Genomic DNA, 25,672 nt, shown 5'->3' with positions numbered 1-25,672 from the left:
TAAGTAAATATAATAACGAGAGATATCAGTGGAAGTTAAATAAGATGACCCCGGTACAATACCGAGGCCATCTCTTAGCTGCCTAAGGCTCTTTTTATAAACTGTCCATATTATGGGGTACAGTTCAGTTATGACACACCGGACTCTTTTTCTTCCTCAAAGAATTCTTCCAACGTCTGAGCGGTTTCTACAAAATCATGATTCAATACAAGGCCGACCGGATATTCCTTCCGTTCGTTCCAAACGTTATCATTTGTCGGGACACTCATCATGTCAATGCTCCCGGAAGATTGGAATAGAATATCCCTGCCTGCATTCAGAATGCTCGTTCCACTTATATTCGTATCGATGTAAGGCTGGATGGACCCGACGAGGCGGGGGGCTTTCAGCACACCCTGTACGGAAAGCAGTTCATCCTTCAAAATCTGAATCACTTTCTGCTGTCGTTCCACTCTGCCGAAGTCTCCAGAAGCGTCGCTGCGGAAACGTACGTAACCAAGCAGTTCATCCCCGGATAAGGTTTGAGTCCCTTCCTTAAGATCAATGTTTGTTGAACCGTCCCCGGACGTATACTTCATATCTTTCTCCACGTCTATTTCTACTCCATCAGGGGAAAGGGTGTTTACGATTTCAGTAAAGCCGTTAAAATCAATGATCGAATAATACTCGGCTTCAATACCGAAGTTTTCCGCGATCGTTTCGCGGAGAAGTTCAGGTCCGCCGATGGCAAAAGCGGCGTTCAGTTTATTTTTACCGTGGCCTGGAATCTCGACATACATATCTCTCATGAGAGAGACGACTTTCGTACTCTTTGTATTCTTATCATACTGTGCGAGCATCATCGTATCCGTTCGGGACACTTCCGAACCTCTCTGGTCAATGCCGAGGAGAAGGACCATCATCTGGTCATCTCCATTGTCGACGCCCTTGAATTCATCTTTATAGCGGCTTTCCGTCGTTTCTGCGTATGCATCCTCGGCCGATGCAGTCTGATTATTAAGGGAATGGTGTTTCCCGGCTAAAAATTCATAAGCCGTATAACTGCTGAAGGCCAGCAGTGTAAAAGCGATCAGTGCGATTATCCCCTTGCGTCTGCGGCGCTTGATCCGTTTTTTCCGCAAGGAACGGGAATTACTCAAACCTCATCATCCTTTCAAAGTAGAAACGTACCTGATAAATAATGTACCTGTTAATGGAAGAGTTGTAAAGACTGGGATTTCTCGGCATTTCCGCGCATTTCCGGGAGTTTTTCTTCATAAGATAGCTGTAGGAGGACGAGCCGGGAGGGCTGCCTGTGTGGTATTGGTTATTGCTGTTAACCGGTTTCGGTTTTGCCGTGGCAGGAGGGACGATTACGATCACCTATTTGAATTTTGTTCCCGCAGGTCTCAGCTGGATTGAGTTTTTTCTGCTGATTCGAACCCGCCTGGAATGCTATTTGTTTCCTCTTGGAATTCTACTCATCACGACGGCCCTGATTTTAATGGATGATTAATTTTCTAAAATATGGATTCAAAGAATAAAAAAGCCAGTATTGGTCATAATGTAACCAAAAGAGATCACCGATTGAAAGTGAGGGTCCGTAATGTTATACATGCATGATCTGTGGGTGAACTGGTTTGAAGGTGAAGAGAACGGCTACAACGTATGCCGTTTCCATGAGTGGAGAAAAGAAGATGGCATTGAATTGATCGATCAGATTCCGCTTTTGTTTGTCAGTGATGAATTGTTCCATTTTATTGAAAACGATCTTCAGGATCTGCCTCCGGCCCTGCTTCAGGATATCCACCGGAAGACGTATATGAAAAAGAATCAGGAGCGGCAGACAGTAGAGTATGCAGCGGTGGTGACGAACGGGAAGGATGTCGTCGTTTTTGACACCATCGGATATACTCTTCCCGTCAAGAAAAGCCGGCTGATTCCAAGGCAGGAGCGACTGGTTTTTGAAATGGTCCAGGGGAAAATACCGGAACCCTACTACATGGATAAAAACATCATAAAGGAACATCATATCTTATCCCTTGATCCCCGCAAAATGGCCGGCTTGACCCGCAGGGAACGGCAGCTGAAGCAGCTGTTAATGATGGCGCTGGATCAGCTGAAGAATTCCGATCATCCAGAGGAAGTACGCTACTGGCTGACGGAATGGGACCCCGGACAATATCGGTCCATCAAGCAGTTCAGTGTCCAGGAAGCGTGGGAACGGTTATATAAAGGAACATGCAGCGGATGGTCGACGGTTCACGAAGAACTTTGTAAGAAGATGGTCAAAGGACAGCCTTTCTTTGAAACCATCTGGCAGGGAGAGAATGAGAGAGTTTCCCAACATATGAACAGCCGGAATTGAGATCACTCAATTCCGGCTGTTTTGGTTTATTTCTTTTTCACTCTTCCAAGGCCCATGGCTTTTTTCGCTTTGCGGATCATCTTCCCTGCTTCATAGGAAGCTTTATCAGCCCCCTGATCAAGGATATGATCCAGTTCTTCTGATTCAATCAAGCTTTCATAACGGTCTTGAATCGGCTTCAGAACGGCAATGACCGCTTCTGCTACCCCCTGTTTGAAGTCGCCGTACCCTTTTCCTTCATACTTAAGTTCCAAGTCATGGATGGAGATACCGCTGCAGGCAGATTCAATCGTCAAAAGGTTGGAAACCCCTGGTTTATTTTCCTTATCATATTTTACGATTCCGTCAGAGTCTGTTACGGCGCTCTTTATTTTCTTTAAGATTTTCTTCTCATCATCCAGCATGGAAATGAAACCTTTTTGGTTTTCATCAGATTTGCTCATTTTTTTCGTCGGATCCTGAAGGGACATGATCCGGGCCCCTTCCTTAGGGATACGGACTTCCGGAATGGTGAAAATGTCATTGAATTTGTGGTTAAAGCGCTGGGCCAGGTTTCGTGTAAGCTCAAGGTGCTGCTTCTGGTCATCACCGACCGGGACAATATCTGTTTTATACAGCAGGATGTCAGCAGCCATTAATGGAGGATAGGTCAAGAGACCGGCAGAAACGCCGTCCTTACTACCGGAAGCGGACTTATCCTTAAACTGGGTCATCCTTTCGAGCTCACCGATATAGCTGATGCTCTGGAGCATCCAGCCCAGCTGCGTGTGTGCTGAAACCTCAGACTGGATGAACAAGGTCGCTTTGTCAGGATCAATGCCGGAAGCCAGGTATAGAGCAGCGAGTGAACGGATGTTCTTTCTAAGCTCCAAACGATCCTGAGGAACGGTAATTGAATGCATATCTACTATACAGAAATAACAGTTGTTGTCATCCTGAAGCTCTGTAAAGTGTTTCATAGCTCCGATATAATTACCAAGCGTCAACGTCCCACTCGGCTGAATACCGGAAAAAATCGTGTTTGTCATTTTCTTCACCTCTGGTTTAGTTTATAAGTAAGAAAAGCGGGATATAAAAAAGGCCATTCGTCCCTTCCTGAAATAATGGAAGGGACGAATGACCGTGGTGCCACCCTTATTACCTCCGCCTGCATAAGCGGAAGTCGCTCGAATCGTTAACGCCGATGTACGTCTATAGAAGCTCCGAAGACCCAATTCCTGTTCACGCCCTCAGCTGTTTTCAGCAGCCACAGCCTCTCTGGAGAGGGGAGATGAACCGTACTTAATCTTCTTCCCAGCTTTTCACCTTATGTTTGAAGTAGTTTCGTATTATAGCGCAACCCGGGCATTTCCGCAAGTATCTATAGAAGATAGTAAAAGAGAAGTAAAATAAGTAAACCCAGCATTAACACGCAGCCGTGGAATAAGAAGAAGCGCGGCCAGGATTGGTTGATCGTTTTGGAAGGAAGGGGCTTATCCTTCCAGTCCTCCATATAATCCCCGTTTCTGCTCATTCGATTAGTGAAGCGCCGGAATCCGTAGGTGATTCCGTCAAAGAAGCCTCCCCGGGTGACCCACGCAAGCATGCCGATCCCTAAATAGAAGTAGGCCAGGTAGAATAGCTGGTTAATGTAATGGTAAAGATCATAAACAGGGGCAAGGATGGTAAATAATAACGTAACGACCGCGATATTAATGACGGTCATCATCCATTTATTTCTCATGATGCGCACAAGGTCTCCACCTTTCTAACAAACTCAACCATCATTATAGCATGGAGAGCAAGTATGAAGGTGGTGTAAAGTTGTTAATTAAACAGAATATTAAATAAAAACAAAATAGTGCATGAATCATACATGTACTTTGACGTAGAACTGCATTAAATAACACCCAGACGTCGATACCTCTCTTTTTTTATACAGAAAGTCTAATAATTACTAGAGTTTATTCCAAAGTCTTTGTAAAATAAACTAGGTATTTGGACTTATTTTGTGTTAATGAAACGTAACAATGATGGGAATTTGAAAATTTTCATTAAAAAAAGGTAATGCAAAATAGTTAGAAAACTTGTATAATTCGATATGTGGACAAAATACCACAATAATTTCTTGAAAATTTTTAGGGGAGGTCATTTTCAAAGATGAAAAAGACAAATTGGCTGCTGCTGGTCCTGGCACTGGCACTAAGCATGTTCCTCGCAGCATGTTCCGGCGGATCGGACGATTCGTCTGATTCTGCAGACAGCGGGGACTCATCAGACACAGAAGGTTCTTCTGAAGCTTCAGGAGAGCAAGTACTTAACCTGCTTGACACAGCGGACATTCCAACAATGGATGCTTCGCTTGCAACAGATGCTGTTGCATTCCAATGGCTGGGTTCTACGACAGACGGTCTTTACCGCCTGGGCGAGAATGGTCAACCTGAGCCGGGTATTGCAACGGAGCACGAAGTAAGTGAAGACGGCCTGACTTGGACGTTCACTCTTCGTGAAGACGCTGTTTGGTCAAACGGCGACCCGGTCACTGCGAACGACTTCGTATTCGCATGGCAGCGTGCAGTAAACCCTGATACTGGATCTGAATATGGTCCATACATGATGGGTGGAGTCATTAAAAATGCAACAGCCGTAGCTGATGGAGATGTTCCTCCGGAAGAGCTTGGCGTTAAAGCAGTCGATGACTATACATTTGAAGTTACACTTGAAAAGCCGATTCCATACTTTGAGTCTATGACTACGTTCGGTACATTCCTTCCAATGAACCAGCAGTTCGTTGAGGATAAAGGCGAGCAGTATGCACTTGAAGCGGAAAACCTTATTTCCAACGGACCGTTCGTTATTACTGAATGGAGCCACGGTGAAGGCTGGAAGCTTGAAAAGAACGAAGACTACTGGGATGCAGAAAATGTACAGCTTGAAGAGATCAATGTAAAAGTTGTTAAAGAAACAGCTACAGGGGTAAACTTGTATGATACAGGTGAAGTTGACCGTGTAAACTTGACTTCTGAATTTGTTGATCAGTACCGCACTTCTGATGAGTTCAGTGTCAAAGAAGAGCCGACACTTTTCTATCTGAAGATGAACCAGGAAAGCGATATGCTGAGCAACGTAAAAGCACGTAAAGCAATCCAGATGGTTATCGACCGTCAAAGCATGATTGATGTGATCTTGAACAACGGTTCCATCCCTGCTGGTGGAGATGTTCCTGGTAACTTCGTGAAACACCCTGAAACGGAAGAAGACTTCCGCGAAATCAACGGTGAGCTTGTAGAAACCAATGTTGAGGAAGCGAAGAAGCTTTGGAACGAGGCGAAAGAAGAAGAAGGCATGGATTCTGTAGAGCTTGAATACCTTGGCGGAGACACAGAAACGGCCCTTGAAATGGACGCCTACCTGAAAGATCAGCTTGAAAACCTTGAAGGACTGACAGTTAAAGTAACGTCTGTACCATTTAAAGAGCGTATCGAGCGCGACAAGAACATGGAATATGACATCCAGAATGCTGGATGGGGTCCTGACTATATTGACCCGAACACATTCCTGAACATGTGGGTGACTGATGGTGGTAACAACCACACAGGCTACTCCAGTGACGAGTACGACGGCATGATCGAAAAAGCGAATAATGAACTTGCACAAGAACCAGTTGAGCGCTTCGAAACTTTCCTAGAAGCAGAAAAACTGTTGATTGAAGAGGATGCTGTACTGGCTCCACTTTATCAGCGTGCACAGGCTCAGCTTTGGAAGCCGTATGTTAAAGGTGTAATGGTTCAGCCTATGGGTCCTGATTACACGTACAAGTACGCTTATATCGAAGGTAAATAATCACCAGTTCCAACCACATATAGGCTTGCTAATAGGGGAGAGAGTATATGTCCAACGAGTTGGCGTATGCTCTCTTTTTCCCTGTCAAGCTATTATTCTGATTATAAAAAACTTTCAGTTAATTTAAATGTGAAACAGACAGTTTGTTATCTAATGGAGGTGTTCAATATGACTCGTTATATTATCCAACGAATCATTTACTTGATTATAACGATGTTCTTAATTGCTACCTTTACGTTCTTCCTGATGAAGTTTTTACCAGGTACTCCCCTAAGTGCTGCAGATAAATTATCAGAAGAACAACAACAGGTAGTTTTGGAAAAGTACGGACTGGATGATCCAGTGCCGATTCAGTATTTTAACTACATGGTTAACCTCGTTCAAGGGGATCTGGGGATTTCCTTCCAATTCGATAACCGTGAAGTTTCCACCATCATCATGGAAAGAATCGGTCCATCCATGCAGCTTGGTGTCCAGGCTATGGTCATTGGAGTCATTCTTGGCATGCTGCTCGGCTTGGTATCTGCCATTTATCACAATGGTTTTATGGATTACACATCCACCTTCCTTGCCGTGCTGGGGCAGTCGATACCGTCCTTTGTATTTGCAGGACTTCTGCAGTTTTATATTGGAGTTAAGTTTGGCTGGTTTCCAGTTGCCTTATGGGAAGGCTGGGAGTATACCGTTCTACCAACCGCTTCGTTGGCCATCTTCCCAATTGCAATTGCCGCCCGCTTTATGAGAACAGAAATGCTTGAGGTGATGGGTTCCGATTATATCGTGACTGCCCGTGCCAAAGGGGTCAACAAAGTCGGTGTCGTTTTCAAGCACGGTCTTCGTAACGCTTTGATCCCGTTGATTACGGTTTTAGGCCCATTGGCCATCAGTTTGATGACAGGTTCCCTCGTTATCGAGAACATCTTTGCAGTACCGGGAATCGGTGAGCAGTTTGTAAAAGCGATTAATGTGAATGATTACCCAATCATTATGGGAACGACCCTATTGCTTTCTTTCATGTTCATCATCATTATCCTGATCATCGACCTGCTTTATGGAGTCATTGATCCTAGAATCCGACTGGCAGAAGGAGAGTAGTCATTTATGGAAAACCATAAACCAAATAAAGATTTATTTGTTCCTGTGGATACCACAGATACTGAAAGTGAAAAGATTACCCGGCCGAGCCTGTCCTTCTGGCAGGACTCCTTTATCCGTCTCCGTAAAAATGTCGGAGCGATGATTGGACTGGCCGTACTGGTTATATTAACCCTGCTTGCGATTTTCGGTCCGTATTTAAATGATTACGGCGTATATGAGCAGGATCTGTCACGCTCCAAAATGCCTCCGAAGGTAGAAGGCCTTGGATGGCTGGGTATGGATGGGACGTTGTCCGACGTCCAATCAGCAGACACGCTTGAGCAGGCGCAGTCCAAAGCGTTGATGCGCTTTAATAACCAGGAAGATTATATCGAAACTGAAGTTGTAAATGATGGTTCAAATGGAGAGCAGGCACAGGTAAGAGCGACGTACGATGTGTATGCAGCTAAGGATATTCAGGAAAACTACTGGTTTGGTACCGACGGTCTCGGTCGTGATCAGTGGACGCGTACATGGATGGGGACACGTGTATCCTTGTACATTGCCTTCCTCGCTGCCGCGATTGATATGTTGATCGGGGTTGCCTACGGTGGTATTTCTGCCTATTACGGCGGCCGTGTCGACAACGTGATGCAGCGGATTATTGAAATCCTTGTTGGTATTCCGAATCTAGTTTTAGTCATATTAATGATCTTGATTTTAGAGCCGGGGATCCTGTCGATTACGATCGCTCTAGCGATAGCCGGCTGGATAGCAATGGCTCGGATTGTCCGTGGTCAGGTATTGAAACTGAAAAACCAGGAATTCGTTCTTGCTTCACGCACTCTCGGTGCTAAAGACAGCCGGATTCTACAAAGGCACTTGATTCCGAACGTTCTCGGATTGATTATCATCAATACGATGTTCTCCATCCCGTCAGCGATCTTCTTTGAAGCGTTCCTAAGCTTCATTGGTCTGGGACTGCCGACGCCGATGGCTTCACTGGGTACGTTGATCAATGCCGGTTTCCAGTCGCTGCAGATTTATCCGCACATCTTGTTGTTCCCGGCAGTTGTCATTTCCTTAATTATGATTGCCTTTAACGTCTTAGCAGATGGTCTGCGTGATGCGTTTGATCCGAAGATGCGTGAATAGGAGGTAGGTGTAACCAATGGAAAATAAGTTACTTGAAGTAAAAGATTTACATGTATCCTTTGACACCTACGGCGGTGAAGTAAAAGCTGTACGTGGGGTTAATTTCGATTTGAATAAAGGGGAAACCTTAGCGATTGTGGGAGAATCGGGTTCCGGAAAATCCGTAACGACTAAAGCGCTGATGCAGCTGATTCCAATGCCTCCAGGGCGCATTAAGCAGGGGGAAATCCTTTTTGAAGGACGAGACCTTGCTAAAATGTCGGATAAGCAGATGCAGAAAATCCGCGGGAAGGAAATATCCATGATTTTCCAGGATCCGATGACTTCCCTGAACCCTACCATGAAGGTTGGGAACCAGATCATGGAAGGGTTGATCAAGCACCAGAAAATGAGTAAGCCGCAGGCAAGTAAACGTGTCGTGGAGCTTCTTGAACTCGTTGGAATTACGGATGCGGAGAACCGTATGAAGCAATACCCTCACCAGTTCTCAGGTGGAATGAGACAGCGTGTGGTTGTAGCGATCGCTCTTGCGTGCAATCCTAAACTGTTGATTGCCGATGAGCCGACCACTGCTCTTGATGTAACGATCCAGGCGCAGATTCTTGAATTGATGAAGGATATTCAGAAGAAGACAGATTCAGCTACGATCTTCATTACCCATGATCTTGGTGTTGTGGCCAACGTCGCCGACCGCGTGGCGGTGATGTATGCGGGTAAAATTGTAGAAGTCGGCACGGTGGATGATATCTTTTACAATCCGAAACACCCATATACATGGGGGCTTCTAGGTTCCATGCCTTCTCTGGACAGCGAAGATGAAGAGCTTTATGCCATTCCAGGTTCTCCACCAGATCTCCTTAATCCTCCGAAGGGGGATGCTTTCGCATCCAGGAATGAGTATGCGATGAAAATTGATTTGGAACAGGAGCCGCCAATGTTCAAGGTAAGCGATACTCATTACGCTGCCACATGGCTGCTTCATGAAAATGCTCCGGATATCGATCCTCCAGCTGCAGTGAAGAAACGCATGGAAGGTATGGCGAAAACATCCGGCGGTTCGGAAGGTGAACAACGATGAGTCAGGAAAAATTAGTAGAAATTAAAAATTTAAAACAGCACTTCAAAACCGGACGCCACAGCGTTGTAAAGGCTGTGGACGGCTTGAATTTTGATATTTACAAGGGTGAAACCTTCGGCCTTGTAGGGGAGTCCGGCTGTGGAAAATCCACAACCGGGCGTACCATCATCCGTTTGTATGACGCTACAGATGGGGAGGTCCTTTACAACGGTGAGAATGTACACGGGAAAAAATCCCGCGACCAGTTGAAGAAGTTCAACAGGGAAATGCAGATGATTTTCCAGGACCCTTATGCCTCCTTGAACCCGCGTATGAAGGTCGAGGATATTATTGCAGAGGGAATGGATATTCATGGCCTGGCAAAAGATTCGAAAGCAAGAAAAGCAAGAGTGCACGAACTGCTTGAAACGGTCGGTTTAAACAAGGAACACGCCAACCGCTACCCTCATGAATTTAGTGGCGGTCAGCGTCAGCGGATCGGAATTGCCCGGGCGCTCGCTGTGGACCCTTCCTTTATCATTGCGGACGAGCCGATCTCTGCTCTGGATGTTTCTATTCAGGCACAGGTCGTCAACCTGCTGAAGAAGCTGCAGAAAGAAAATGGATTGACATATCTATTTATCGCCCACGATCTGTCTATGGTGAAATACATCAGTGACCGGATCGGGGTCATGTACTTTGGTAAAATGGTGGAACTTGCGGATGCTGAAGAGCTGTATAAGCACCCGATCCATCCATATACACAATCCCTTCTTTCTGCGATCCCGCTTCCTGATCCGGACTATGAGCGTTCCCGTGAACGTTTTACGTATGATCCGAGTCAGCACGATACAAGTGAGGAACCTGAATTCCGCGAAGTACGACCTGGACACTTTGTCCTTTGTACAACAAAGGAATTTGAACAGTATCAAAGAGAACATGGTACGGGTAGATAAGGATGAAAAAGACTCTGTCTTCATAGACAGAGTCTTTTTCATGAATCTCCGCTTTTATAGGAAAAAGGAAGCATTCTTCCAGTTTTTTTCAGGAAAGTGGATATCGTTATTGTTATAACGAAGCTTCCTCTTTTATAATGAATAAGAGACATAATAGGATAGGAGCAGGATGAAATGGGGAAAAGAAATCTCTGGATCATGATTTTCACAGGTATCCTTCTTGTGGGCATGATAAGTCCAGTACATAGTGCAGAAGCAGCAGATGGAAAAGACGCCGGTACGTTTACGAAAAAACAGATTGGTTTAAAGGAACTGGCTGTTCCAAGCCCTGCAGCAAGATTTACATACGATTCCGGTTTGAACTTTGACTATCCGGATGCGGTGCGGGGGATCTACGTTACCGGTCCTTCAGCTGGCGGAGCTAAAATGCCCGAGCTGACTAAATTGGTGGAGGATACGGAACTCAATGCGATGGTCATCGATATTAAAGAGGACAACGGAAACATCACCTTCCAGCCCGAAGAGGGTTCGCCTTATGCCGATGTAGCTGAATCGTTTATTGATGATCCCGAGAAAATGCTGAAAGAGCTCGAGGAAAAGGGCATTTATCCGATTGCCCGGGTTGTAGTATTTAAAGACAGTATGCTGGCGGAGAAACGTCCGGATCTGTCCTTCACACAAAATGGACAGGTATGGAAGAACGGTAAGGGAGAAGCCTTCGTTAACCCGTTTATGGAAGAAGTGTGGGAATACAACGTAGAACTTGCCAAAAAAGCAGCGGAGATGGGTTTTGAAGAAATTCAATATGATTATGTCCGCTTCCCGGAAGGATTCGGAAGCCGCGATGAACAGCTCGATTACGGTCAGGGCAAATACGCCGACATGGATTTGGATAATGTTCAGAAACGGGTGCAGGCTGTGACCGACTTTGTAGAGTTTGCCCGAAGCGAACTGGAGTATTATGGTGTCGATGTCTCCGTTGATATTTTCGGATATTCGGCTACGATCGAAGAAGCTCCAAACATTGGACAGAACTTCTCGAAAATATCTTCCAACGTAGACGTTATTTCGTCGATGATTTATCCAAGTCACTGGGGGCCGTACTTCGGAATTTCCAAACCGGATGCCGAGCCTTATAAGTTGATTAATGAATATGCTAAAGTGGAGAACGAAGTATTAGGGAAGCTTGACCCTGCTCCGACCTCCCGCCCATGGCTTCAGGATTTCGAAGCACCGTGGCTGTACTCAGGTCCGACGAAACAGTATGGGAAAGCTGAAGTAGAGGCTCAGATCAGAGCTTTGAATGAAAACGGTATTGACGAATTCCTTCTATGGAATGCAGGAAACAACTACACGAAAGGTGTTGACTACACACCGATGAACTAAATGGAAGACCGGGGGACTCCCGGTCTTTTTTTTGTTTATTGGGAACGTTCTTTGCCTGCCGCGTCCCCATGTTCCTTCGGCCACCAATGGAGGTCCGGTTGCTTTCTTATTCAATCTGGAAAAGGCGGTATTTATTTTCAGGGTTAATGGCAGTGGCCGGGGGGAATAACGTAAGTAATGAATATGCAATCGATTTGCAGCTGCGGCTGTATATCCCGGGCATTTAACAACGGTATGAATCTCCGGTATAATAGAAGGGACTAATGATAAGGGAGTAGATCAATGAATTGGTATGAAAAGTTGAACGAATATTTCCCGGTTGAGGAAATGAAGTCAAAAGAACACATGGAAGCTTTATTAAAAGAAAAAAGCGATGTCTACTATAAAGATGAAGGAGAGTACCATGTCCTGATGTATGCAGAATTCGACAGCTTTCTGTTCATCGATTATGTATACGTTTCCACGGCCGCCCGCGGGCAGGGACTCGGGCATAAGCTCATTGAAAAGATGAAGGCGAAAGGGAAACCCATCATCCTTGAGGTAGAACCTGTGGATTACGAAGACTCTGATACGGAGGCGCGTCTTCGTTTTTATCAAAGGGAAGGTTTTACACATGCCCAATCCATTGGATACACCCGGCGTTCTGTTGTAACCAATGAAGTGAACAGTATGGAAATTCTCTACTGGTCACCGGATGATGCATCTGAAGAGCAGATTTATGAGCAGATGAAGAAAATGTACACGGAAATCCATACGTATAAGGATGAACAGTTTTATGGGAAATCCTATCAGCCGGTTGAGGAAGTGCTGACCCATGATGAGGAAAGGGACTCAGAAGATATTCTGGACGAACTCGGTAAAACGAGCCGGACCTGAGAGAAATACCCGCTGCGATCACAGCGGGTATTTTCAATGGAGGCCTGGTAGTTGATAAACCAGAGGATAAGAAAAAATACGCAATTGATGTTTAACCCTTCCATACAGGTGGTATAAGGGGAGAAGAACCATAAAATGATTGCTTTTCATAACATATGTTCGTATAGATATAGAAAAAACTTGACAACTGTGTTATAGTATAACCATAGTACAGATTGTACTGATTATAAAAAAAGAAGCAATTGAATCTCTACCATAAAATATTTGAGGAGTGAAGTTTCTGTATGGTTACACTTTATACCTCACCAAGTTGTACATCATGTCGAAAGGCCAAGGCTTGGTTGGAAGAGCATGACATTCCTTATACGGAACGAAATATCTTTTCTGAGCCGCTTACACTGGATGAAATCAAGGAAATCCTTCGCATGACTGAGGACGGAACGGAAGAAATTATCTCAACACGCTCCAAGGTATTCCAGAAGTTGAAAGTTGATTTCGATCAGCTTCCAATGCAGGATCTTTTTGATCTGATTCAGGAAAACCCGGGATTGCTGCGCCGCCCGATCATCATTGATGATAAGCGTCTGCAGGTCGGTTATAATGAAGACGAAATTCGTCGTTTCCTTCCACGCAGTGTGCGTACATTCCAGTTAAAAGAAGCTCAACGTCTCGTTAATTAATACAAAATAAAAACTGCGACAGCTCAGGCTGCCGCAGTTTTTATTTTAGGCTTGAATATTGTCAAATCGCCGTTCCTTTTCGTTTATTTATCCAATACCCTAAAGTAATAATGATAATGACCATAATTACAGCGAACCATTGATGGATATATGGAATATCTTCCATATACTGCATCATGTACCGATCCTCTTTTACCATTTCCGCAGCTGTATAAGCTAATATTCCGGCCCCGAAATAAATGAGCAGGGGGAACTTGTCCATCAATTGAAGGATGATCCGACTTCCCCAGACAATGATAGGAACGGAAACGAGCAGGCCGATGATGACCAGGAGGATATTGTTGTGGGAAGCACCGGCAATGGCCAGTACATTATCAAACCCCATGACAATATCAGCGAACACAATGGTTTTTACAGCCGCCGCAAGACTGTCACCCGCCTTGATGTGGTCGGTTTCCTCGGTATCCGTCAGCAGTTTGAAGGCAATGTAAAAAAGAAGCAGCCCTCCGATTAATTGAAGAAAGGGAATTTGGAGAAGATAAAGAGCAACCACCGTCAACAGGACCCTTGCGGCAATCGCAAGTCCTGTACCGAATAAAATTGCTTTATTCCTTTGTTCCGGAGGCAGGTTCCGGCTGGCCAGAGCGATGACAACCGCATTATCACCGCCGAGAATAATATCGATGCTGATAATGATGAAGAGTGGTTCAAGAAGGTCCCAGTTCATGAAAAAAATCCTCCTGCTACGTAGTGACAAACCATTGGTAATAAGCTAAAATTGAAAATCAACCCGCTTCACTACAGGCTCTGTTCTAATCTATTCAGAACGCGGACAGCTCTATGCTGAATTCGAGCAATTTGTTTTTCATTTTGCTTCAGCTGTCATACAATAGAATCACATCAACCCTTACAAGGCACATTATCACGGTTGAAGTTCAGGCCTGAAGGGTAAGGGTCTATGAAGAAGTACAAAGGGTGAGTATTCCCTTCCCCCTAAAACATGTTTAGAAGGGAGAGAAACGTATGGAAATCGAACGCATTAATGAGAATACCGTAAAATTTTACGTAACATATCAGGATGTAGAACAAAGAGGTTTTGATCGGGAAGAGATCTGGTATAACCGGGAAAGAAGCGAGCAGCTTTTCTGGGAAATGATGGATGAAGTGAATGATAAGGAGAATTTCCAGGCGGACGGACCGCTTTGGATCCAAGTCCAGGCTATGGACAAAGGTCTGGAAGTGATTGTTACAAAAGCACAGGTATCCCAGGATGGTCAAAAGCTTGAACTGCCGAATGATGAAGGTAAGGGTGTCGATGTTCCGCTTGATGAAAAGCTTGAATCCCTTCTGGATGATAAATATCAGTCATCCGGAGATTATAAACAGGCAGAGGAAGATGGAGAAGAAGAGACGGAAGGTTCGCTGACCTTCACGTTGAAGTTCAATGAGTTTGAAGACATTATCCAGCTCAGCCATTATCTATCCATTCCTGCATCTATGGAACAGCGCTTATTCCATTTTGAAGATCGTTACTATCTGTATATTCAGTTCGATGATGAACAGATGAATGATGATGAACAGGAAAATACGCTGAGTCAGCTGATGGAATACGCACAGGAGTCATCCTTGACCGTCCATCGTCTTGAAGAATATGGAAAGGTCATCTTTGAGGAACAAGCACTTCAGCAAATTCGACACTATTTCCCGCAGAATTAATATAAACAAGCACACACCATCGTGTGCTTATTTTTTTTGCCGGAAGGAATAAACGACGTGCATGTCGAATAATGCGGAGAGGTGATGCTTTCTGCTGTATGCTCTTAATGATCAAGAACAGCTGCAGTCCATTTATCAAAAATCCCCAGCTGAAATCTCACAGTTGAAGGGGCGTGCTTATTTCTGTCCCGCCTGCCGGGAACCTGTCCGCATCCGTTCAGGACTGAAGGTCATTCCGCATTTTGCCCATCTGCCTGACAGCCGGTGTCCGTCCATCAAAGGGGGGGAATCCGAGGAACATGAAGCTGGAAAGTGGCTGATATACCAATGGCTCAGAGCCCAGGGTTATCAGGTGGAACTGGAAAGTTACCTTCCCGGTATTCAACAGCAGCCAGATGTCTACATTTCCGGTTCTAAGCGGCAGGTCGCCGTAGAGTATCAGTGCTCTACGATACCAGTTACAGACATATGGAAGCGTACAAAAGGGTATGTAGACCATGGGATCTTTCCTTTATGGATCCTTGGACCGAGGCACTGGAAAAAGAAAGGCCCTCATATTCTCCAATTTAATTCCTTTCTGCAATCCTTCCTGTATCAATGGTCCTCCCTTTACCGACTCTTCTTTCTGCATTCCCGCACAAAAACGATGACCACAGCATCGGGCCTTCGATGGCTGTCCACGTCTTCTGTCACCGGTTTGTTTCACTCCTATGGATTAAACCAACGTACGTTTCCTCAAATTTTCTCCCCTGGCTGGAGCCCTCCGCTTCCATCAATCTCCCATCACTGGGAAAAAGCCTGGTATGACAACCGAACGAAGTACCGCCGGGAGACAGGAAGTAAGGAGAAACAGTTCCGGCAGTATTTATACATGAAGGGGTATCATTTTTCGCTCATCCCAAGCGTCTGTTACCTTCCCGTAAAAAGCCAGGTCCAGCTCAGTGTAAAGCCGTACATATGGCAGACACGTCTTTTCATGGATCATTTCATGCCCGTTTCTGTCGGGGCGCCGGTGGAATTTCCTGAGATGGAGGTGCCGGTGACAGTCAATCAATACAAACCGGATCCTGTCACAGAGTATGCAGAGCTGCTGTGCGGCTTAAATATCCTGAAAAAAACAGGGAATAATAAGTGGGTGAAAGTCAGGGAGGTTGATTTTCCATCTACCATGGAGGAAGCCTTTCTGGATGACCGGACCACGCTGGCCAAGCTGAAAAATTTAAAGATCATGTAGCAGCGGGAAGGTATTTTTCCTTTTATCGAGAAGTGAATGAGGATGAGGTATGAAATAAAGGAGGATGCAGATGTCATCTACAAAGCAACTGCCAAAACGAGAAGAAGTCCCTGTAGAAAAAACATGGAATCTTGAAGCCATGTACGCTGCAGATGAAGACTGGTATAAAGATCTGGAAGAAACGAAAGCCATGCTCCCTGAATTGGAGAAATATCAGGGCAGAATCGGTGAATCTGCTGAACAATTATATGAGCTTTTAGCTTTTCAGGATAAAATATCCAATAAAATCGGGCTGTTATTCACGTATGCCCATATGCGCAACGATCAAGATACGACCAATGCTTATTATCAGGAAATGAATGCGAAAGCGGAAAACCTCTACACGAAAATCGCATCCGCAATGAGCTTCATTGTACCCGAGATTCTTGCTCTTCCGGAAGGGAAAGTCCAATCCTTCCTTGATGAACATGAGCCTCTGAAGCTTTATGAGCATACGCTGGATGAGATTACACGTCAGCGCGCTCATGTCTTAAGTGAGAAGGAAGAGAAGCTTCTGGCGGGTTTTTCGGAAATTGGAGCCAGTCCATCGCAGACCTTCGGGGCATTGAATAATGCCGATCTTACTTTCCCGTCGATAAAGAATGAAGAAGGGGAAGAGGTGGACCTCACACACGGCCGATATATCAACTTCCTGAAATCGGATGACAGGGACGTACGGAAATCGGCTTTCGATGCGATGTATGATACGTTTGGTTCATTTAAAAATACATTTGCCTCGACACTTAGTGGACATGTGAAGAAGAACAATTTCAATGCCCAGGTGAGAAAATATGACCGCGCAAGACAGGCGAAGCTGGATAATAACAATATTCCGGAGTCTGTGTATGATAACCTGCTTGAGGCGGTCAATGAACGTCTGCCTCTGCTTCACCGGTATGTGGAATTAAGGAAAGAGGTTCTGGGCCTTGATGACGTTCATATGTACGATCTTTATACACCCCTTGTGAAGGAAGCGGAAATGGATATTCCTTATGAGGAAGCCAAGGACCTCGTCCTGAAGGGCCTGGAGCCTCTTGGTGAGGAATACGTCAACATCGTTAAGGAAGGGTTTGAAAACCGTTGGATCGATGTTGTAGAAAACAAAGGAAAGCGCAGCGGAGCCTACTCCTCCGGTCATTACGGGACGAACCCATATATTCTGATGAACTGGCAGGATAATGTAAACAATTTGTTTACACTTGCCCATGAGCTCGGGCATTCGCTGCACAGCTATTATACACACGAAAACCAGCCGTATCGGTATGGAAATTACTCTATCTTCGTGGCAGAAGTCGCGTCTACATGCAACGAGGCACTTTTGAATGAGTACATGACGAAGCATACGAACAGTGATAAAGAAAAATTGTATCTCCTGAACAATTTCCTTGAAGGATTCCGTGGTACAGTCTTCCGGCAGACGATGTTTGCTGAATTCGAGCATACGATTCACATGCAGGCGCAGAATGGTGAGGCGCTGACAGCTGAGAAACTGACCGACATCTATTATGATCTAAATAAGAAATACTTCGGGGAAAACATCGTGATCGATGAGAAGATCGGTCTGGAGTGGGCGAGAATCCCTCACTTCTATATGGGATATTATGTGTATCAATATGCAACAGGATATGCAGCCGCTCAAGCTCTGGCCGGCCAGATCCTTGAGGAAGGCAGCCAGGCTGTTGAACGGTATAAGAATTTCCTGAAGGCCGGCAGCAGTGACTATCCGATCGAAGTACTGAAGCAGGCAGGCGTCGATATGACGTCCAAAGATCCGATTGCGTCTGCGCTTGACGTCTTTGAGGAAAAGTTGAATGAAATGGAGCAGCTGCTCAAGAAATAAGAAAAACGCATCCGCTGAGGCGGATGCGTTTTTCTGTTAATGAAAGCCTTTGAACGTCTTTTTATAGGAGGCCGCCGATACCGTAAGGAAGATGGCTGCAAATAAGAGAGGGGAAGTAATGTAGAGAGGGTAGAGGTGCATAAGGGCAAACAAGTGAAAAAGTCCGAGCATGAACAGCACAGCCAGCGCAGCCAGCGTCAACCATATTTTCATGACCAGTCCCCCTTTATAAAAATGTATGATGAGGAAGAAATCGTCATAACCAGCGCATAAAAAAGCCTCCTTGAAGGGAGCTTTTGGCTGTAGAAAAAGCCTGTGTTAACCAGCTAGAGCTGCCCTTTCGTCGTGTGAAGGGTTACTTTCCGCTTAGGTGGATGAATGCCGCGGGCACGCCCTCAGCTGACTTGGTCAGGAAGACCGCCTGCCCAAGTGGAGCTTCGGCCCGTGCTGTTCCCGCAGGCATCACCACCGAACGCTACTCGTGCCGACGTTAGAATATACGGGAGAGAGTGGGTGCACTAAGCAGGTTCGCAGATTTAAAAGAACGGCATGAAAGGGAAGGAGGCTTACGCTCCTGGCGGTAAGAAAGAAAAAAGCTTGTAAAGAAACAGGGGTTTCTCTACAAGCTGAAGCTCCCATGAAGGGAGCTTTTTTACGAACCGATATATTTCCAGAAAGCCCCGTGCTTGACAGGGACTTCTCGTACTTTCTGTTTCAGGACGAGCTTCTTCATTTCGTGTTTGACTTCTTGTTCCGTCCAGTCATAAACGACGGAGATTTCCTTATTGGCTACAAAGCGATAGTGCTGCAAGAAATCCTCTAAATCAGGTTTGATACCCGGTTTAGGATCCTTCTGAAGCATTTCTTTCAACACTTTCACATAAACATCGTAGGAATAAAGGCCGGTGATTTTCAATCCGGCATCTTCTTCGGATTCATTGAAAATGACGATGGTCGGGGTGGAATCCACTTCCATCTCACCTGCAAGTTTCATGTCACACTGCAGGGCGCGGCGGGCCGCATCGGAGTGGAGATCCCGCTTAAACTCTGCTACATCAAGGCGGCTGTTCTCTGCGCATTCAACAAGAACGCCTTCGTTGGAAATATCTTTCTTATCAAGGAACACGTATTCCTGTACTTTACGAAGGAAGCGCATGCCGGCTTTTTTCCCTTGAAGCTCAGCGGCTTTGACAGCCAGCGATGTTGCCAGAGGGGAGGCCACAGGGTTTTCCAGCCACACATCCCCATCACAGCACATGCCTGTTCTGGAACCGGTATGATCCCATTCTTTTTTCAAGTTTTCCGCTTTTCTGCCGTAGCTTTCCTGTAAGGAAGTAAGACTTCCGCTAATGACCGGACGGATGGTAAAGAAGCGCCCATATTCGATCGTGAGCTTTTTAAGAAAGGGTTCGAGTGACCAGCATTCTGGACAAAGCGGGTCGATGAAGACGTATATCTCTATAGGGCGTTTCGTTAAATTAAAAAAGCCGCTTGAAGTTCCGTTTGTCTGTTGATCACGATCTAAACTTTTCCAACCCACAACTATTCTCCTTTCTCATCCTCAGGTGTATTCATCATATGGTTGGCCGTTTTTACGAGCCGGTCGAACATGGCAGAGCGGTAAGGCTCCTGCAGTTCCACTTCAGTCATGGCCCCGGACATGCAGGACAACCATGCGTCTCTCCGGGTCGGAGTGATTTCAAAAGGAAGGTGCCTGGCCCGCAGCATCGGATGGCCGTGCTCCTCCACATAGAGGGGGGGACCTCCGAAAAACTGTGTTAAAAACTGTTTCTGCTTCCGGATGGTTTCTGTGAAATCATCTGGAAATATCGGAATTAAATCGGGATGCTGCTGGACTCTCCTGTAAAAGGCTTCCACCAGTTCATCGATTTTTTCTTTTCCGACGGCATCGTAAAAGGATTGATTCCGCTGCATAGCATCCCCTCCTTGTCTGTTCAACATTTTAGCAATGAGGGCTGTCTGACAGCAACTATTCTGATTTGAGCTTGGCTTTGTAGAAACGTTTGATCTTATTATCTGTTTCCCGCTCAGGAATATTGCAGGACTGGAGAATTTCCTGGATTACTGACTTTCCTGACTCCCGGCTTCCGGCTTCCACCTCAAGCTCGTAATCCTCCTGATCATAATAGAGGCTGTGGTCAAGGACGACAAGCGCCCCGTTATATTCCAATTCTTTTCGTCTTGTCGTGAGCGAACCTAAATAGTGCAGCTGCTCCGGATCAATACCGAGATCACGGAGCTGCCTGAACACCCGGCTTTTTTCCACAAGCTTGTTCTGGATCCATAAATTGGCTTCCTGCTCTGAGAGGATGTCATGGGTTTCCAGCAGACCTTCCGGGTGGGGCTGCTTCAGGGTCAGTGTCCACTGATCTGATTTTTTGCGGATTCTTAATGCTGCTCCGTGCTGTTTTAATTTTAGATCTTCTGTTTCAAAATAATAATTGGTTTGTTCGATAAGTTCAACTGATTTGAATGGTAAAAAATGATAAACCCGGCTGTACTCGTCTTCCGTCAGCAGGTTTTTGAATTCAATTTCGATTTCCTGGGTCATGAGAACCCCTCCTGTTCTTATCGTTTCTTCGGTCGCTCTGTTTCTTCACCAGGCTAACTTTATGATACAATGAATGGAAGATAAAACGCACATCATTTACTATAAAGATTGGATACATAAAGGTGGAAGCTTAATGAACTGGGATATATTTATAGCCCCCTATGCTCAGGTAGTTGAAGAGCTGAAAATCAAGCTGAAAGGCATGCGCCGTCAGTTCGAATATGAGGAGGAGCAGTCTCCTATAGAATTCGTAACCGGACGAGTCAAGCCGAAAACAAGTATATTGGAAAAAGCAAGGCGTAAAGGGATCAATCCTGAAAACATAGAAGAAGAAATTCAGGACATCGCCGGTGTCCGCGTCGTCTGCCAGTTCGTCGATGATATATACGCGGTTGTAAATATGCTGCGAAACAGGCATGATTTCAAGATCGTTGAGGAAAAGGATTATGTGTCCAGAAAAAAAGACAGTGGGTACCGTTCCTTTCATGTGATTATCGAATACCCCGTTGAAACCATACACGGGGAGAGGCGGCTGCTCGCTGAAATTCAGATCCGCACGCTGGCGATGAATTTCTGGGCAACCAATGAACATTCGTTAAACTACAAATATTCGGGTAAGATACCTGCAGAGATCAAATCCCGGCTGAAGCGTGCAGGCGAGGCAGCCTTTCAATTAGATGAAGAAATGTCCAAAATCAAGAGTGAAGTACAGGAAGCCCAGCGTGCCTTTTTAAGAAAAGAAGAACAGAAGAAAAACCCGAAAAAAATGTAGAGGAGTGGCCGATGATGAAGTTTTCGATCCTGTCCAAGGGAGACCAGAAATCAAACGAAATCCGTTCAAAAATTAAAAATTACTTAACTGAATTCCAGCTGGAATACGATGAGGATGAGCCTGAGCTGGCCATTTCCGTTGGCGGAGACGGGACCCTTCTGGAAGCTTTCCACACGTACGTCCATCGTTTGGATAAAACAGCGTTCATCGGTATTCATACCGGACATCTTGGTTTTTATGCAGACTGGATGCCGGAAGAGCTTGAAAAACTGATCATTGAAATTGCCAAGACCCCTTTTCAAGTGGTGGAATATCCGCTTCTTGAAGTGACGATCCGCCCGAAGGATGGCAGTGAAGAAGACCGTTACCTTGCTTTGAATGAGTGTACAATCAAAACGTCGGAAGGCTCTGTCGTCATGGATATCGAGATCAAGGGGGATCATTTTGAAACCTTCCGCGGGGATGGTTTATGTGTATCCACGCCTTCAGGAAGTACGGCTTATAACAAGGCGCTTGGTGGAGCGATTCTGCATCCGTCCCTTGAAGCCTTCCAGATTGCCGAAATGGCCTCCATCAACAACCGGGTGTTCCGTACAATCGGGTCACCGCTGATTCTGCCGAGCCATCATACATGTATGTTCAAACCGCTTCATGACCGCAGTTTCCTGTTTACGATTGATCACATTTCACGAACATATAAAGACGTGAAATCGATCCAGTGCCGTGTGGCAGAAGAAAAAGTCCGGTTCGCGCGCTTCCGTCCGTTCCCGTTCTGGAAACGTGTGCATGACTCCTTCGTAGCAGATGAGTACTCCATCTAAAGTGGTGAAGCGGTGGGAGATCACCGCCGCTTATTCCGGTTGCTCAAGCAGGGATTTCCTGCTTAGGGCAGGAGAGTTTTCCCGGCAGTTAATAAAAAAAGTGCGTGTCAGCGGGGACGTTTATGTGAATGGTGAACGGGTGGAACTGTGGCAGCCACTGCAGGACGGAGATGTTCTGGAAGTGGTATTTCCTGAGGAGGAGCGGGGTGCCATTGAGCCGATGGAGGGGCCGCTTTCCATTGTCTATGAGGATGAGGATGTGCTGGTGATTGATAAACCGGCCGGTCTTTTTTCAGTACCGCCGTTTGATAAGACCGAGCCCTCTGTCGCTGCTTTCCTTCTTTTTCGATACATTCAGAAGAACTATCCGTGCACCGTTCACATCGTTACGAGACTCGACAGGGATACGAGCGGATTAATGCTGGTCGCCAAGCATGCGTACAGCCACCGGCTGCTCACTCAGAGCCTGCAGAAAATCGACCGGCGTTATAAAGCTGTAGCGGAAGGAAGCCTGAATGCGGATCAGGGCATGATTGATCAGCCGATAGCCCGGGCCGAGGGCTCGATTATCCGCCGGACGACATCGCCGGAGGGACGTCCTGCTCAAACCAGGTATGAAGTGGAGAAGCGGACCGGGCGGTATACATGGCTCCGTCTTCAACTCATGACGGGACGGACGCATCAAATCCGGGTGCACTTGGAGTATCTTGGATATCCCCTTGCGGGCGATACGCTTTATGGCGGGAGCGCCTGCCCGGGAATTCCGGGACAGGCGCTGCACTGTTATCAATTGAACTTCCGTCATCCCTGGAGTAAGAAAAGGATGACGCTTGTATCAGAAACACCTGGAGAGTGGGATCGATTCGCTTGAGGACTGAGGGGTTCTCAAGCTTTTTTACATCCATTTCCACCTCCCGTGTGATTTAATCATAGCGGAATTTTTCTTCTATATAAGGCATGGAGGAGGGGACGCTGACAAGCTCTTCTTCCGGAAGTCTGAATGCGGTCAGGTGTCCTCCAAAAACACATCCGGTATCAATGTTGATGGTTTTGTTGACGAAACGGGGCGTTTTCACAGGAGTGTGTCCGTAAATGACCCACTGCTCCCCCTTGTAGTCCTGCGCCCAGTCTCTCCTTACCGGGCGGCCGTCGGGAAGCTTTTCACCCGTGATATCTCCATACAAAATGAACGTCTCAATCCGTTTGCTTCGTTTCCCGATGTCTTCTTCTTTTATCCCGGCATGAGCAACGACTGCCCCGGCATCTTTTAAAATCAGGTGCAGCGGAGCCTCTTCATATAACTGGAGAAACTGCTTCTTGATCAAGCGCTGCTCCTTGTCAGGCAGGTTTCTGTATTCCTCTGCGGTCGTTTCCAGTCCATGCTTTTCCTGGACCGGGTTTCCGAGGAAAAAGCGGTATAGTTTGTTGCAGTGATTTCCCGGGACATAAAGCGCATGTTGTTCGTAGACAAGTCTGTACACAAGGCGGATGCAGCCGAGGGAGTCCGGTCCTCTGTCCGTAATATCCCCGACAAATACAGGGGTCCGGCCATCCGGATGAGAGGGAAGGCCGTCGATCCAATCGTAACCGAGTTCCTCGAACAACAGTACAAGCTCCGGGAGACAGCCGTGGACGTCTCCGATTACATCATAGGTCATAGTGCGGTGCTCCTTTTTCTATTGGATTAGAGAGAGGCTGCGGGAGATCTGAAAGGCAGTGCCGGCAGCCTTGGGCAGGGAATCTGAATGATATTTTTCCCACGGGGATGAATAATAAACATGGCTGCCTGTCATTCCATCAGGGAGAGGGGTTCTGTTACACTACGGATAGGCTTGCGGGTGGTACTGGAGCTGAATTTAAAAGTTACAGGACATTCGTTGACAAACCTATGAATCACAATTAAGATTAAACGGTCAAAAACGAAATAGACGCTGGGGAGGGCTGCTGATGGAACACTTAGATGACCACGAGCGGAAAGAAGTCTGGGCGAATATTAAAGATGCCCTGTTCAATGAATATATCGATCAGTTCCGGGCTGAATTTCTGGAGATGCATCCCTATGATCAGGCCAGGATTTTTGAAGATCTGGATGCTGATGTAAGGATGCAGATCTATACCTATTTGTCACCGGAAGAAGTGGCAGATGTGATGGAACATATCGATTATGAAGAAATTGAACCCTTCTTTTCAGAAATGGATCCAAGGTTTGCTGCCCAGGTGTTTGCTGAGATGTCTGCCGATGATGCCGTTGATATATTCAACGAATTAGATAAAGATAAAGTAGCCAGCTTCTTGACGATCATGGACGATGAAGCGGCTGACGAAATCAAGGACCTGCTTCACTATGAAGAGAAAACAGCAGGATCCATCATGACAACGGAGTTTGTTGTCGTAAGGGCCGGCATGACAATTAAGGAAGCCATGGTGCATTTGAGAACAGAAGCCCCGGATGCCGAAACGATTTACTATACGTATGTCATAGATGAAGATAAAAGGCTTGTCGGTGTTATTTCGTTGAGGGATTTGATTATTTCTGAAGAAGACTGGCTGATCTCCGATGTTATGAATGAACGGGTGGTATCGGTATCAGTAGGCGAAGATCAGGAAGAGGTGGCCCGGATGGTCAGGGATTATGACTTCCTCGCGCTGCCTGTTGTTGATTTCCAGGATCATCTGCTCGGAATTATTACCGTGGATGATATTATGGACGTTATGGAAGAAGAGGCAAGCGATGATTATTCCAAGCTTGCTGCGATTTCTGATGTGGACAGTCCGGACGATAATGCTTTTGCCTCTGCGAAAAAGAGGCTCCCCTGGCTGATCATCCTGTTATTCCTGGGAAGTTTAACAGCCAGCCTTATCGGAAGGTTTGAGGAAACCTTGGATAAAGTAGCCATTCTGGCCATCTTTATTCCGCTTATTGCCGGAATGGGAGGGAACACGGGTACACAGGCTCTTGCCGTTGCCGTCCGTGGAATCGCTACAGGAGAAATAGAGAAACAAGGAAAATGGAAAATGATGATGAGAGAAGCAGGAACAGGCTTAATTACCGGAGTTTCCTGTGGTGTATTGATCACCTTTATCGTTTATATATGGCAGGGAAACTTCTTCCTGGGATTATTAGTAGGTTTGTCCATTTTATTAACGCTGATTGTTGCAACGCTCGCAGGATCTCTCGTCCCCCTTATCATGCATCGTTTGAACATTGACCCCGCTGTTGCCTCAGGGCCGTTCATTACAACAGTGAATGACTTGATTTCCATTCTGATTTATTTCGGTATGGCAACAGCCTTTATGAATTTTTTGATTTGAAGGAAGGAGG

Annotated in this window: 27 protein-coding genes and 1 other annotated feature; of the genes, 18 read left to right on the top strand and 9 right to left on the bottom strand. The window is 46.0% G+C overall.

Annotated elements, in window-relative coordinates; translation table 11 throughout:
- Positions 1–86, top strand: an 86-nt coding sequence (locus GLV97_RS20360) for an IS3 family transposase (RefSeq protein ID WP_160889911.1), incomplete at its 5' end; no start/stop codon positions are given.
- A 42-nt stretch (positions 87–128) separates the two neighbouring features.
- Here the strand turns inward: GLV97_RS20360 and GLV97_RS13930 are convergent.
- Positions 129–1,139 carry an LCP family protein gene (locus GLV97_RS13930; RefSeq protein WP_160889904.1) on the bottom strand — a complete coding sequence of 337 codons (1,011 nt, stop codon included), beginning with the start codon at positions 1,137–1,139 and terminating at the stop codon, positions 129–131.
- 155 nt (positions 1,140–1,294) lie between these two features.
- Here GLV97_RS13930 and GLV97_RS13925 point away from each other — a divergent pair, with 155 nt between their 5' ends.
- Positions 1,295–1,495, top strand: coding sequence for a hypothetical protein (locus tag GLV97_RS13925; protein WP_160834913.1), 201 nt, complete (start codon positions 1,295–1,297; stop codon positions 1,493–1,495).
- Positions 1,496–1,585: 90 nt separating this feature from the next.
- Positions 1,586–2,347 (top strand): YjbA family protein, encoded by a 762-nt coding sequence (locus tag GLV97_RS13920; RefSeq protein WP_160834914.1) that lies wholly within the window; start codon positions 1,586–1,588, stop codon positions 2,345–2,347.
- Positions 2,348–2,373: 26 nt separating this feature from the next.
- On the opposite strand, the gene trpS is transcribed toward GLV97_RS13920, so the two are convergent.
- Both trpS and GLV97_RS13910 read right to left on the bottom strand, forming a co-directional pair.
- Positions 2,374–3,375 (bottom strand): tryptophan--tRNA ligase, encoded by a 1,002-nt coding sequence (trpS, locus tag GLV97_RS13915; protein WP_160889903.1) that lies wholly within the window; start codon positions 3,373–3,375, stop codon positions 2,374–2,376.
- Between the two features lie 77 nt (positions 3,376–3,452).
- Positions 3,453–3,651: a binding site (T-box leader), on the bottom strand.
- Positions 3,652–3,707: 56 nt separating this feature from the next.
- Positions 3,708–4,070: a DUF3899 domain-containing protein gene (locus GLV97_RS13910; protein WP_202410651.1), complete on the bottom strand. Its 363-nt coding sequence runs from the start codon at positions 4,068–4,070 to the stop codon at positions 3,708–3,710.
- Positions 4,071–4,486: 416 nt separating this feature from the next.
- Between GLV97_RS13910 and GLV97_RS13905 the strand changes: the two genes are divergently transcribed.
- The 8 genes from GLV97_RS13905 to spxA all read left to right on the top strand — a co-directional run bounded on the left by GLV97_RS13905 (position 4,487) and on the right by spxA (position 13,356).
- On the top strand, positions 4,487–6,169 hold the full coding sequence (locus GLV97_RS13905) for a peptide ABC transporter substrate-binding protein (RefSeq protein WP_160889901.1): 1,683 nt from the start codon (positions 4,487–4,489) through the stop codon (positions 6,167–6,169).
- A 168-nt stretch (positions 6,170–6,337) separates the two neighbouring features.
- Positions 6,338–7,264: an oligopeptide ABC transporter permease gene (gene opp3b, locus GLV97_RS13900; protein WP_160889900.1), complete on the top strand. Its 927-nt coding sequence runs from the start codon at positions 6,338–6,340 to the stop codon at positions 7,262–7,264.
- A 6-nt stretch (positions 7,265–7,270) separates the two neighbouring features.
- A complete protein-coding gene (gene opp3C / locus GLV97_RS13895) occupies positions 7,271–8,401 on the top strand; it encodes an oligopeptide ABC transporter permease (RefSeq protein WP_160889899.1) in 1,131 nt (376 codons plus the stop codon).
- A 16-nt stretch (positions 8,402–8,417) separates the two neighbouring features.
- Positions 8,418–9,479, top strand: a complete 1,062-nt coding sequence (locus GLV97_RS13890) for an ABC transporter ATP-binding protein (RefSeq protein WP_160834920.1) — start codon at positions 8,418–8,420, stop codon at positions 9,477–9,479.
- Complete coding sequence (locus GLV97_RS13885) at positions 9,476–10,414, top strand: ABC transporter ATP-binding protein (RefSeq protein WP_160834921.1); 939 nt, start codon at positions 9,476–9,478, stop codon at positions 10,412–10,414. The genes GLV97_RS13890 and GLV97_RS13885 overlap by 4 nt, the downstream gene beginning before the upstream one ends.
- Positions 10,415–10,588: 174 nt before the next feature.
- The gene (locus GLV97_RS13880) at positions 10,589–11,800 is read left to right on the top strand and encodes a putative glycoside hydrolase (RefSeq protein WP_160889898.1); all 1,212 of its coding nucleotides are present in this window, start codon (positions 10,589–10,591) and stop codon (positions 11,798–11,800) included.
- Positions 11,801–12,082: 282 nt separating this feature from the next.
- On the top strand, positions 12,083–12,676 hold the full coding sequence (locus GLV97_RS13875) for a GNAT family N-acetyltransferase (protein ID WP_160834923.1): 594 nt from the start codon (positions 12,083–12,085) through the stop codon (positions 12,674–12,676).
- Positions 12,677–12,960: 284 nt separating this feature from the next.
- The gene (gene spxA, locus GLV97_RS13870; RefSeq protein ID WP_128523517.1) at positions 12,961–13,356 is read left to right on the top strand and encodes a transcriptional regulator SpxA; all 396 of its coding nucleotides are present in this window, start codon (positions 12,961–12,963) and stop codon (positions 13,354–13,356) included.
- Positions 13,357–13,417: 61 nt separating this feature from the next.
- Here the strand turns inward: spxA and GLV97_RS13865 are convergent, their stop codons facing one another.
- A complete protein-coding gene (locus GLV97_RS13865) occupies positions 13,418–14,083 on the bottom strand; it encodes a TerC family protein (RefSeq protein ID WP_160889897.1) in 666 nt (221 codons plus the stop codon).
- 296 nt (positions 14,084–14,379) lie between these two features.
- Between GLV97_RS13865 and mecA the strand changes: the two genes are divergently transcribed.
- The 3 genes from mecA to pepF all read left to right on the top strand — a co-directional run bounded on the left by mecA (position 14,380) and on the right by pepF (position 18,185).
- The gene (gene mecA, locus GLV97_RS13860) at positions 14,380–15,072 is read left to right on the top strand and encodes an adaptor protein MecA (protein WP_160889896.1); all 693 of its coding nucleotides are present in this window, start codon (positions 14,380–14,382) and stop codon (positions 15,070–15,072) included.
- A gap of 91 nt (positions 15,073–15,163) precedes the next feature.
- The gene (locus GLV97_RS13855; RefSeq protein ID WP_160889910.1) at positions 15,164–16,306 is read left to right on the top strand and encodes a competence protein CoiA family protein; all 1,143 of its coding nucleotides are present in this window, start codon (positions 15,164–15,166) and stop codon (positions 16,304–16,306) included.
- Between the two features lie 70 nt (positions 16,307–16,376).
- Entirely contained in the window at positions 16,377–18,185 is a 1,809-nt protein-coding gene (gene pepF / locus GLV97_RS13850) for an oligoendopeptidase F (protein ID WP_160889895.1), read from the top strand.
- 36 nt (positions 18,186–18,221) lie between these two features.
- On the opposite strand, the gene GLV97_RS19825 is transcribed toward pepF, so the two are convergent.
- From GLV97_RS19825 to GLV97_RS13835, 4 genes are all read right to left on the bottom strand, one after another.
- Positions 18,222–18,398 carry a hypothetical protein gene (locus GLV97_RS19825; RefSeq protein ID WP_202409680.1) on the bottom strand — a complete coding sequence of 59 codons (177 nt, stop codon included), beginning with the start codon at positions 18,396–18,398 and terminating at the stop codon, positions 18,222–18,224.
- 439 nt (positions 18,399–18,837) lie between these two features.
- Positions 18,838–19,725, bottom strand: coding sequence for a DsbA family protein (locus tag GLV97_RS13845; protein WP_160834927.1), 888 nt, complete (start codon positions 19,723–19,725; stop codon positions 18,838–18,840).
- A gap of 2 nt (positions 19,726–19,727) precedes the next feature.
- Complete coding sequence (locus GLV97_RS13840) at positions 19,728–20,120, bottom strand: globin (protein ID WP_160834928.1); 393 nt, start codon at positions 20,118–20,120, stop codon at positions 19,728–19,730.
- A gap of 55 nt (positions 20,121–20,175) precedes the next feature.
- Positions 20,176–20,757, bottom strand: coding sequence for a CYTH domain-containing protein (locus GLV97_RS13835; protein WP_160834929.1), 582 nt, complete (start codon positions 20,755–20,757; stop codon positions 20,176–20,178).
- A 133-nt stretch (positions 20,758–20,890) separates the two neighbouring features.
- On the opposite strand from GLV97_RS13835, the gene GLV97_RS13830 reads away from it, so the two are divergent.
- Genes GLV97_RS13830 through GLV97_RS13820 form a run of 3 tightly spaced genes read left to right on the top strand, consistent with a single transcriptional unit; the run spans position 20,891 to position 23,221 of the window.
- Positions 20,891–21,529: a GTP pyrophosphokinase gene (locus tag GLV97_RS13830; protein ID WP_160834930.1), complete on the top strand. Its 639-nt coding sequence runs from the start codon at positions 20,891–20,893 to the stop codon at positions 21,527–21,529.
- 14 nt (positions 21,530–21,543) lie between these two features.
- Entirely contained in the window at positions 21,544–22,350 is an 807-nt protein-coding gene (locus GLV97_RS13825) for an NAD kinase (RefSeq protein WP_160834931.1), read from the top strand.
- A gap of 1 nt (position 22,351) precedes the next feature.
- A complete protein-coding gene (locus GLV97_RS13820; protein ID WP_337194108.1) occupies positions 22,352–23,221 on the top strand; it encodes an RluA family pseudouridine synthase in 870 nt (289 codons plus the stop codon).
- A gap of 52 nt (positions 23,222–23,273) precedes the next feature.
- On the opposite strand, the gene prpE is transcribed toward GLV97_RS13820, so the two are convergent.
- Complete coding sequence (gene prpE / locus GLV97_RS13815) at positions 23,274–24,008, bottom strand: bis(5'-nucleosyl)-tetraphosphatase PrpE (RefSeq protein WP_160889894.1); 735 nt, start codon at positions 24,006–24,008, stop codon at positions 23,274–23,276.
- A gap of 289 nt (positions 24,009–24,297) precedes the next feature.
- Between prpE and mgtE the strand changes: the two genes are divergently transcribed.
- Positions 24,298–25,662 (top strand): magnesium transporter, encoded by a 1,365-nt coding sequence (gene mgtE, locus GLV97_RS13810; protein ID WP_160834934.1) that lies wholly within the window; start codon positions 24,298–24,300, stop codon positions 25,660–25,662.
- Positions 25,663–25,672 lie beyond the last annotated feature (10 nt).

The sequence above is a fragment of the Halobacillus litoralis genome, from assembly GCF_009856355.1.
GTDB classification, from domain to species: domain Bacteria; phylum Bacillota; class Bacilli; order Bacillales; family Halobacillaceae; genus Halobacillus; species Halobacillus litoralis_B.
The sequence above is the reverse complement of the archived record's forward strand: the minus strand, read 5'-3'. Positions and strand labels throughout refer to the sequence as shown.

What these genes read in the sequence shown, in the direction of transcription:
- pepF (WP_160889895.1), top strand. Translation starts at nt 16,377, where the DNA reads ATGTCATCTACAAAGCAACTGCCAAAACGAGAAGAAGTCCCTGTAGAA.
- GLV97_RS13920 (WP_160834914.1), top strand. Translation starts at nt 1,586, where the DNA reads ATGTTATACATGCATGATCTGTGGGTGAACTGGTTTGAAGGTGAAGAG.
- GLV97_RS19825 (WP_202409680.1), bottom strand. Translation starts at nt 18,398, where the DNA reads ATGAAAATATGGTTGACGCTGGCTGCGCTGGCTGTGCTGTTCATGCTC.
- GLV97_RS13910 (WP_202410651.1), bottom strand. Translation starts at nt 4,070, where the DNA reads ATGAGAAATAAATGGATGATGACCGTCATTAATATCGCGGTCGTTACG.
- GLV97_RS13905 (WP_160889901.1), top strand. Translation starts at nt 4,487, where the DNA reads ATGAAAAAGACAAATTGGCTGCTGCTGGTCCTGGCACTGGCACTAAGC.
- opp3b (WP_160889900.1), top strand. Translation starts at nt 6,338, where the DNA reads ATGACTCGTTATATTATCCAACGAATCATTTACTTGATTATAACGATG.
- GLV97_RS13880 (WP_160889898.1), top strand. Translation starts at nt 10,589, where the DNA reads ATGGGGAAAAGAAATCTCTGGATCATGATTTTCACAGGTATCCTTCTT.
- GLV97_RS13835 (WP_160834929.1), bottom strand. Translation starts at nt 20,757, where the DNA reads ATGACCCAGGAAATCGAAATTGAATTCAAAAACCTGCTGACGGAAGAC.
- trpS (WP_160889903.1), bottom strand. Translation starts at nt 3,375, where the DNA reads ATGACAAACACGATTTTTTCCGGTATTCAGCCGAGTGGGACGTTGACG.
- GLV97_RS13890 (WP_160834920.1), top strand. Translation starts at nt 8,418, where the DNA reads ATGGAAAATAAGTTACTTGAAGTAAAAGATTTACATGTATCCTTTGAC.
- mgtE (WP_160834934.1), top strand. Translation starts at nt 24,298, where the DNA reads ATGGAACACTTAGATGACCACGAGCGGAAAGAAGTCTGGGCGAATATT.
- opp3C (WP_160889899.1), top strand. Translation starts at nt 7,271, where the DNA reads ATGGAAAACCATAAACCAAATAAAGATTTATTTGTTCCTGTGGATACC.
- GLV97_RS13865 (WP_160889897.1), bottom strand. Translation starts at nt 14,083, where the DNA reads ATGAACTGGGACCTTCTTGAACCACTCTTCATCATTATCAGCATCGAT.
- spxA (WP_128523517.1), top strand. Translation starts at nt 12,961, where the DNA reads ATGGTTACACTTTATACCTCACCAAGTTGTACATCATGTCGAAAGGCC.
- mecA (WP_160889896.1), top strand. Translation starts at nt 14,380, where the DNA reads ATGGAAATCGAACGCATTAATGAGAATACCGTAAAATTTTACGTAACA.
- GLV97_RS13875 (WP_160834923.1), top strand. Translation starts at nt 12,083, where the DNA reads ATGAATTGGTATGAAAAGTTGAACGAATATTTCCCGGTTGAGGAAATG.
- GLV97_RS13840 (WP_160834928.1), bottom strand. Translation starts at nt 20,120, where the DNA reads ATGCAGCGGAATCAATCCTTTTACGATGCCGTCGGAAAAGAAAAAATC.
- GLV97_RS13825 (WP_160834931.1), top strand. Translation starts at nt 21,544, where the DNA reads ATGAAGTTTTCGATCCTGTCCAAGGGAGACCAGAAATCAAACGAAATC.
- GLV97_RS13830 (WP_160834930.1), top strand. Translation starts at nt 20,891, where the DNA reads ATGAACTGGGATATATTTATAGCCCCCTATGCTCAGGTAGTTGAAGAG.
- GLV97_RS13885 (WP_160834921.1), top strand. Translation starts at nt 9,476, where the DNA reads ATGAGTCAGGAAAAATTAGTAGAAATTAAAAATTTAAAACAGCACTTC.
- prpE (WP_160889894.1), bottom strand. Translation starts at nt 24,008, where the DNA reads ATGACCTATGATGTAATCGGAGACGTCCACGGCTGTCTCCCGGAGCTT.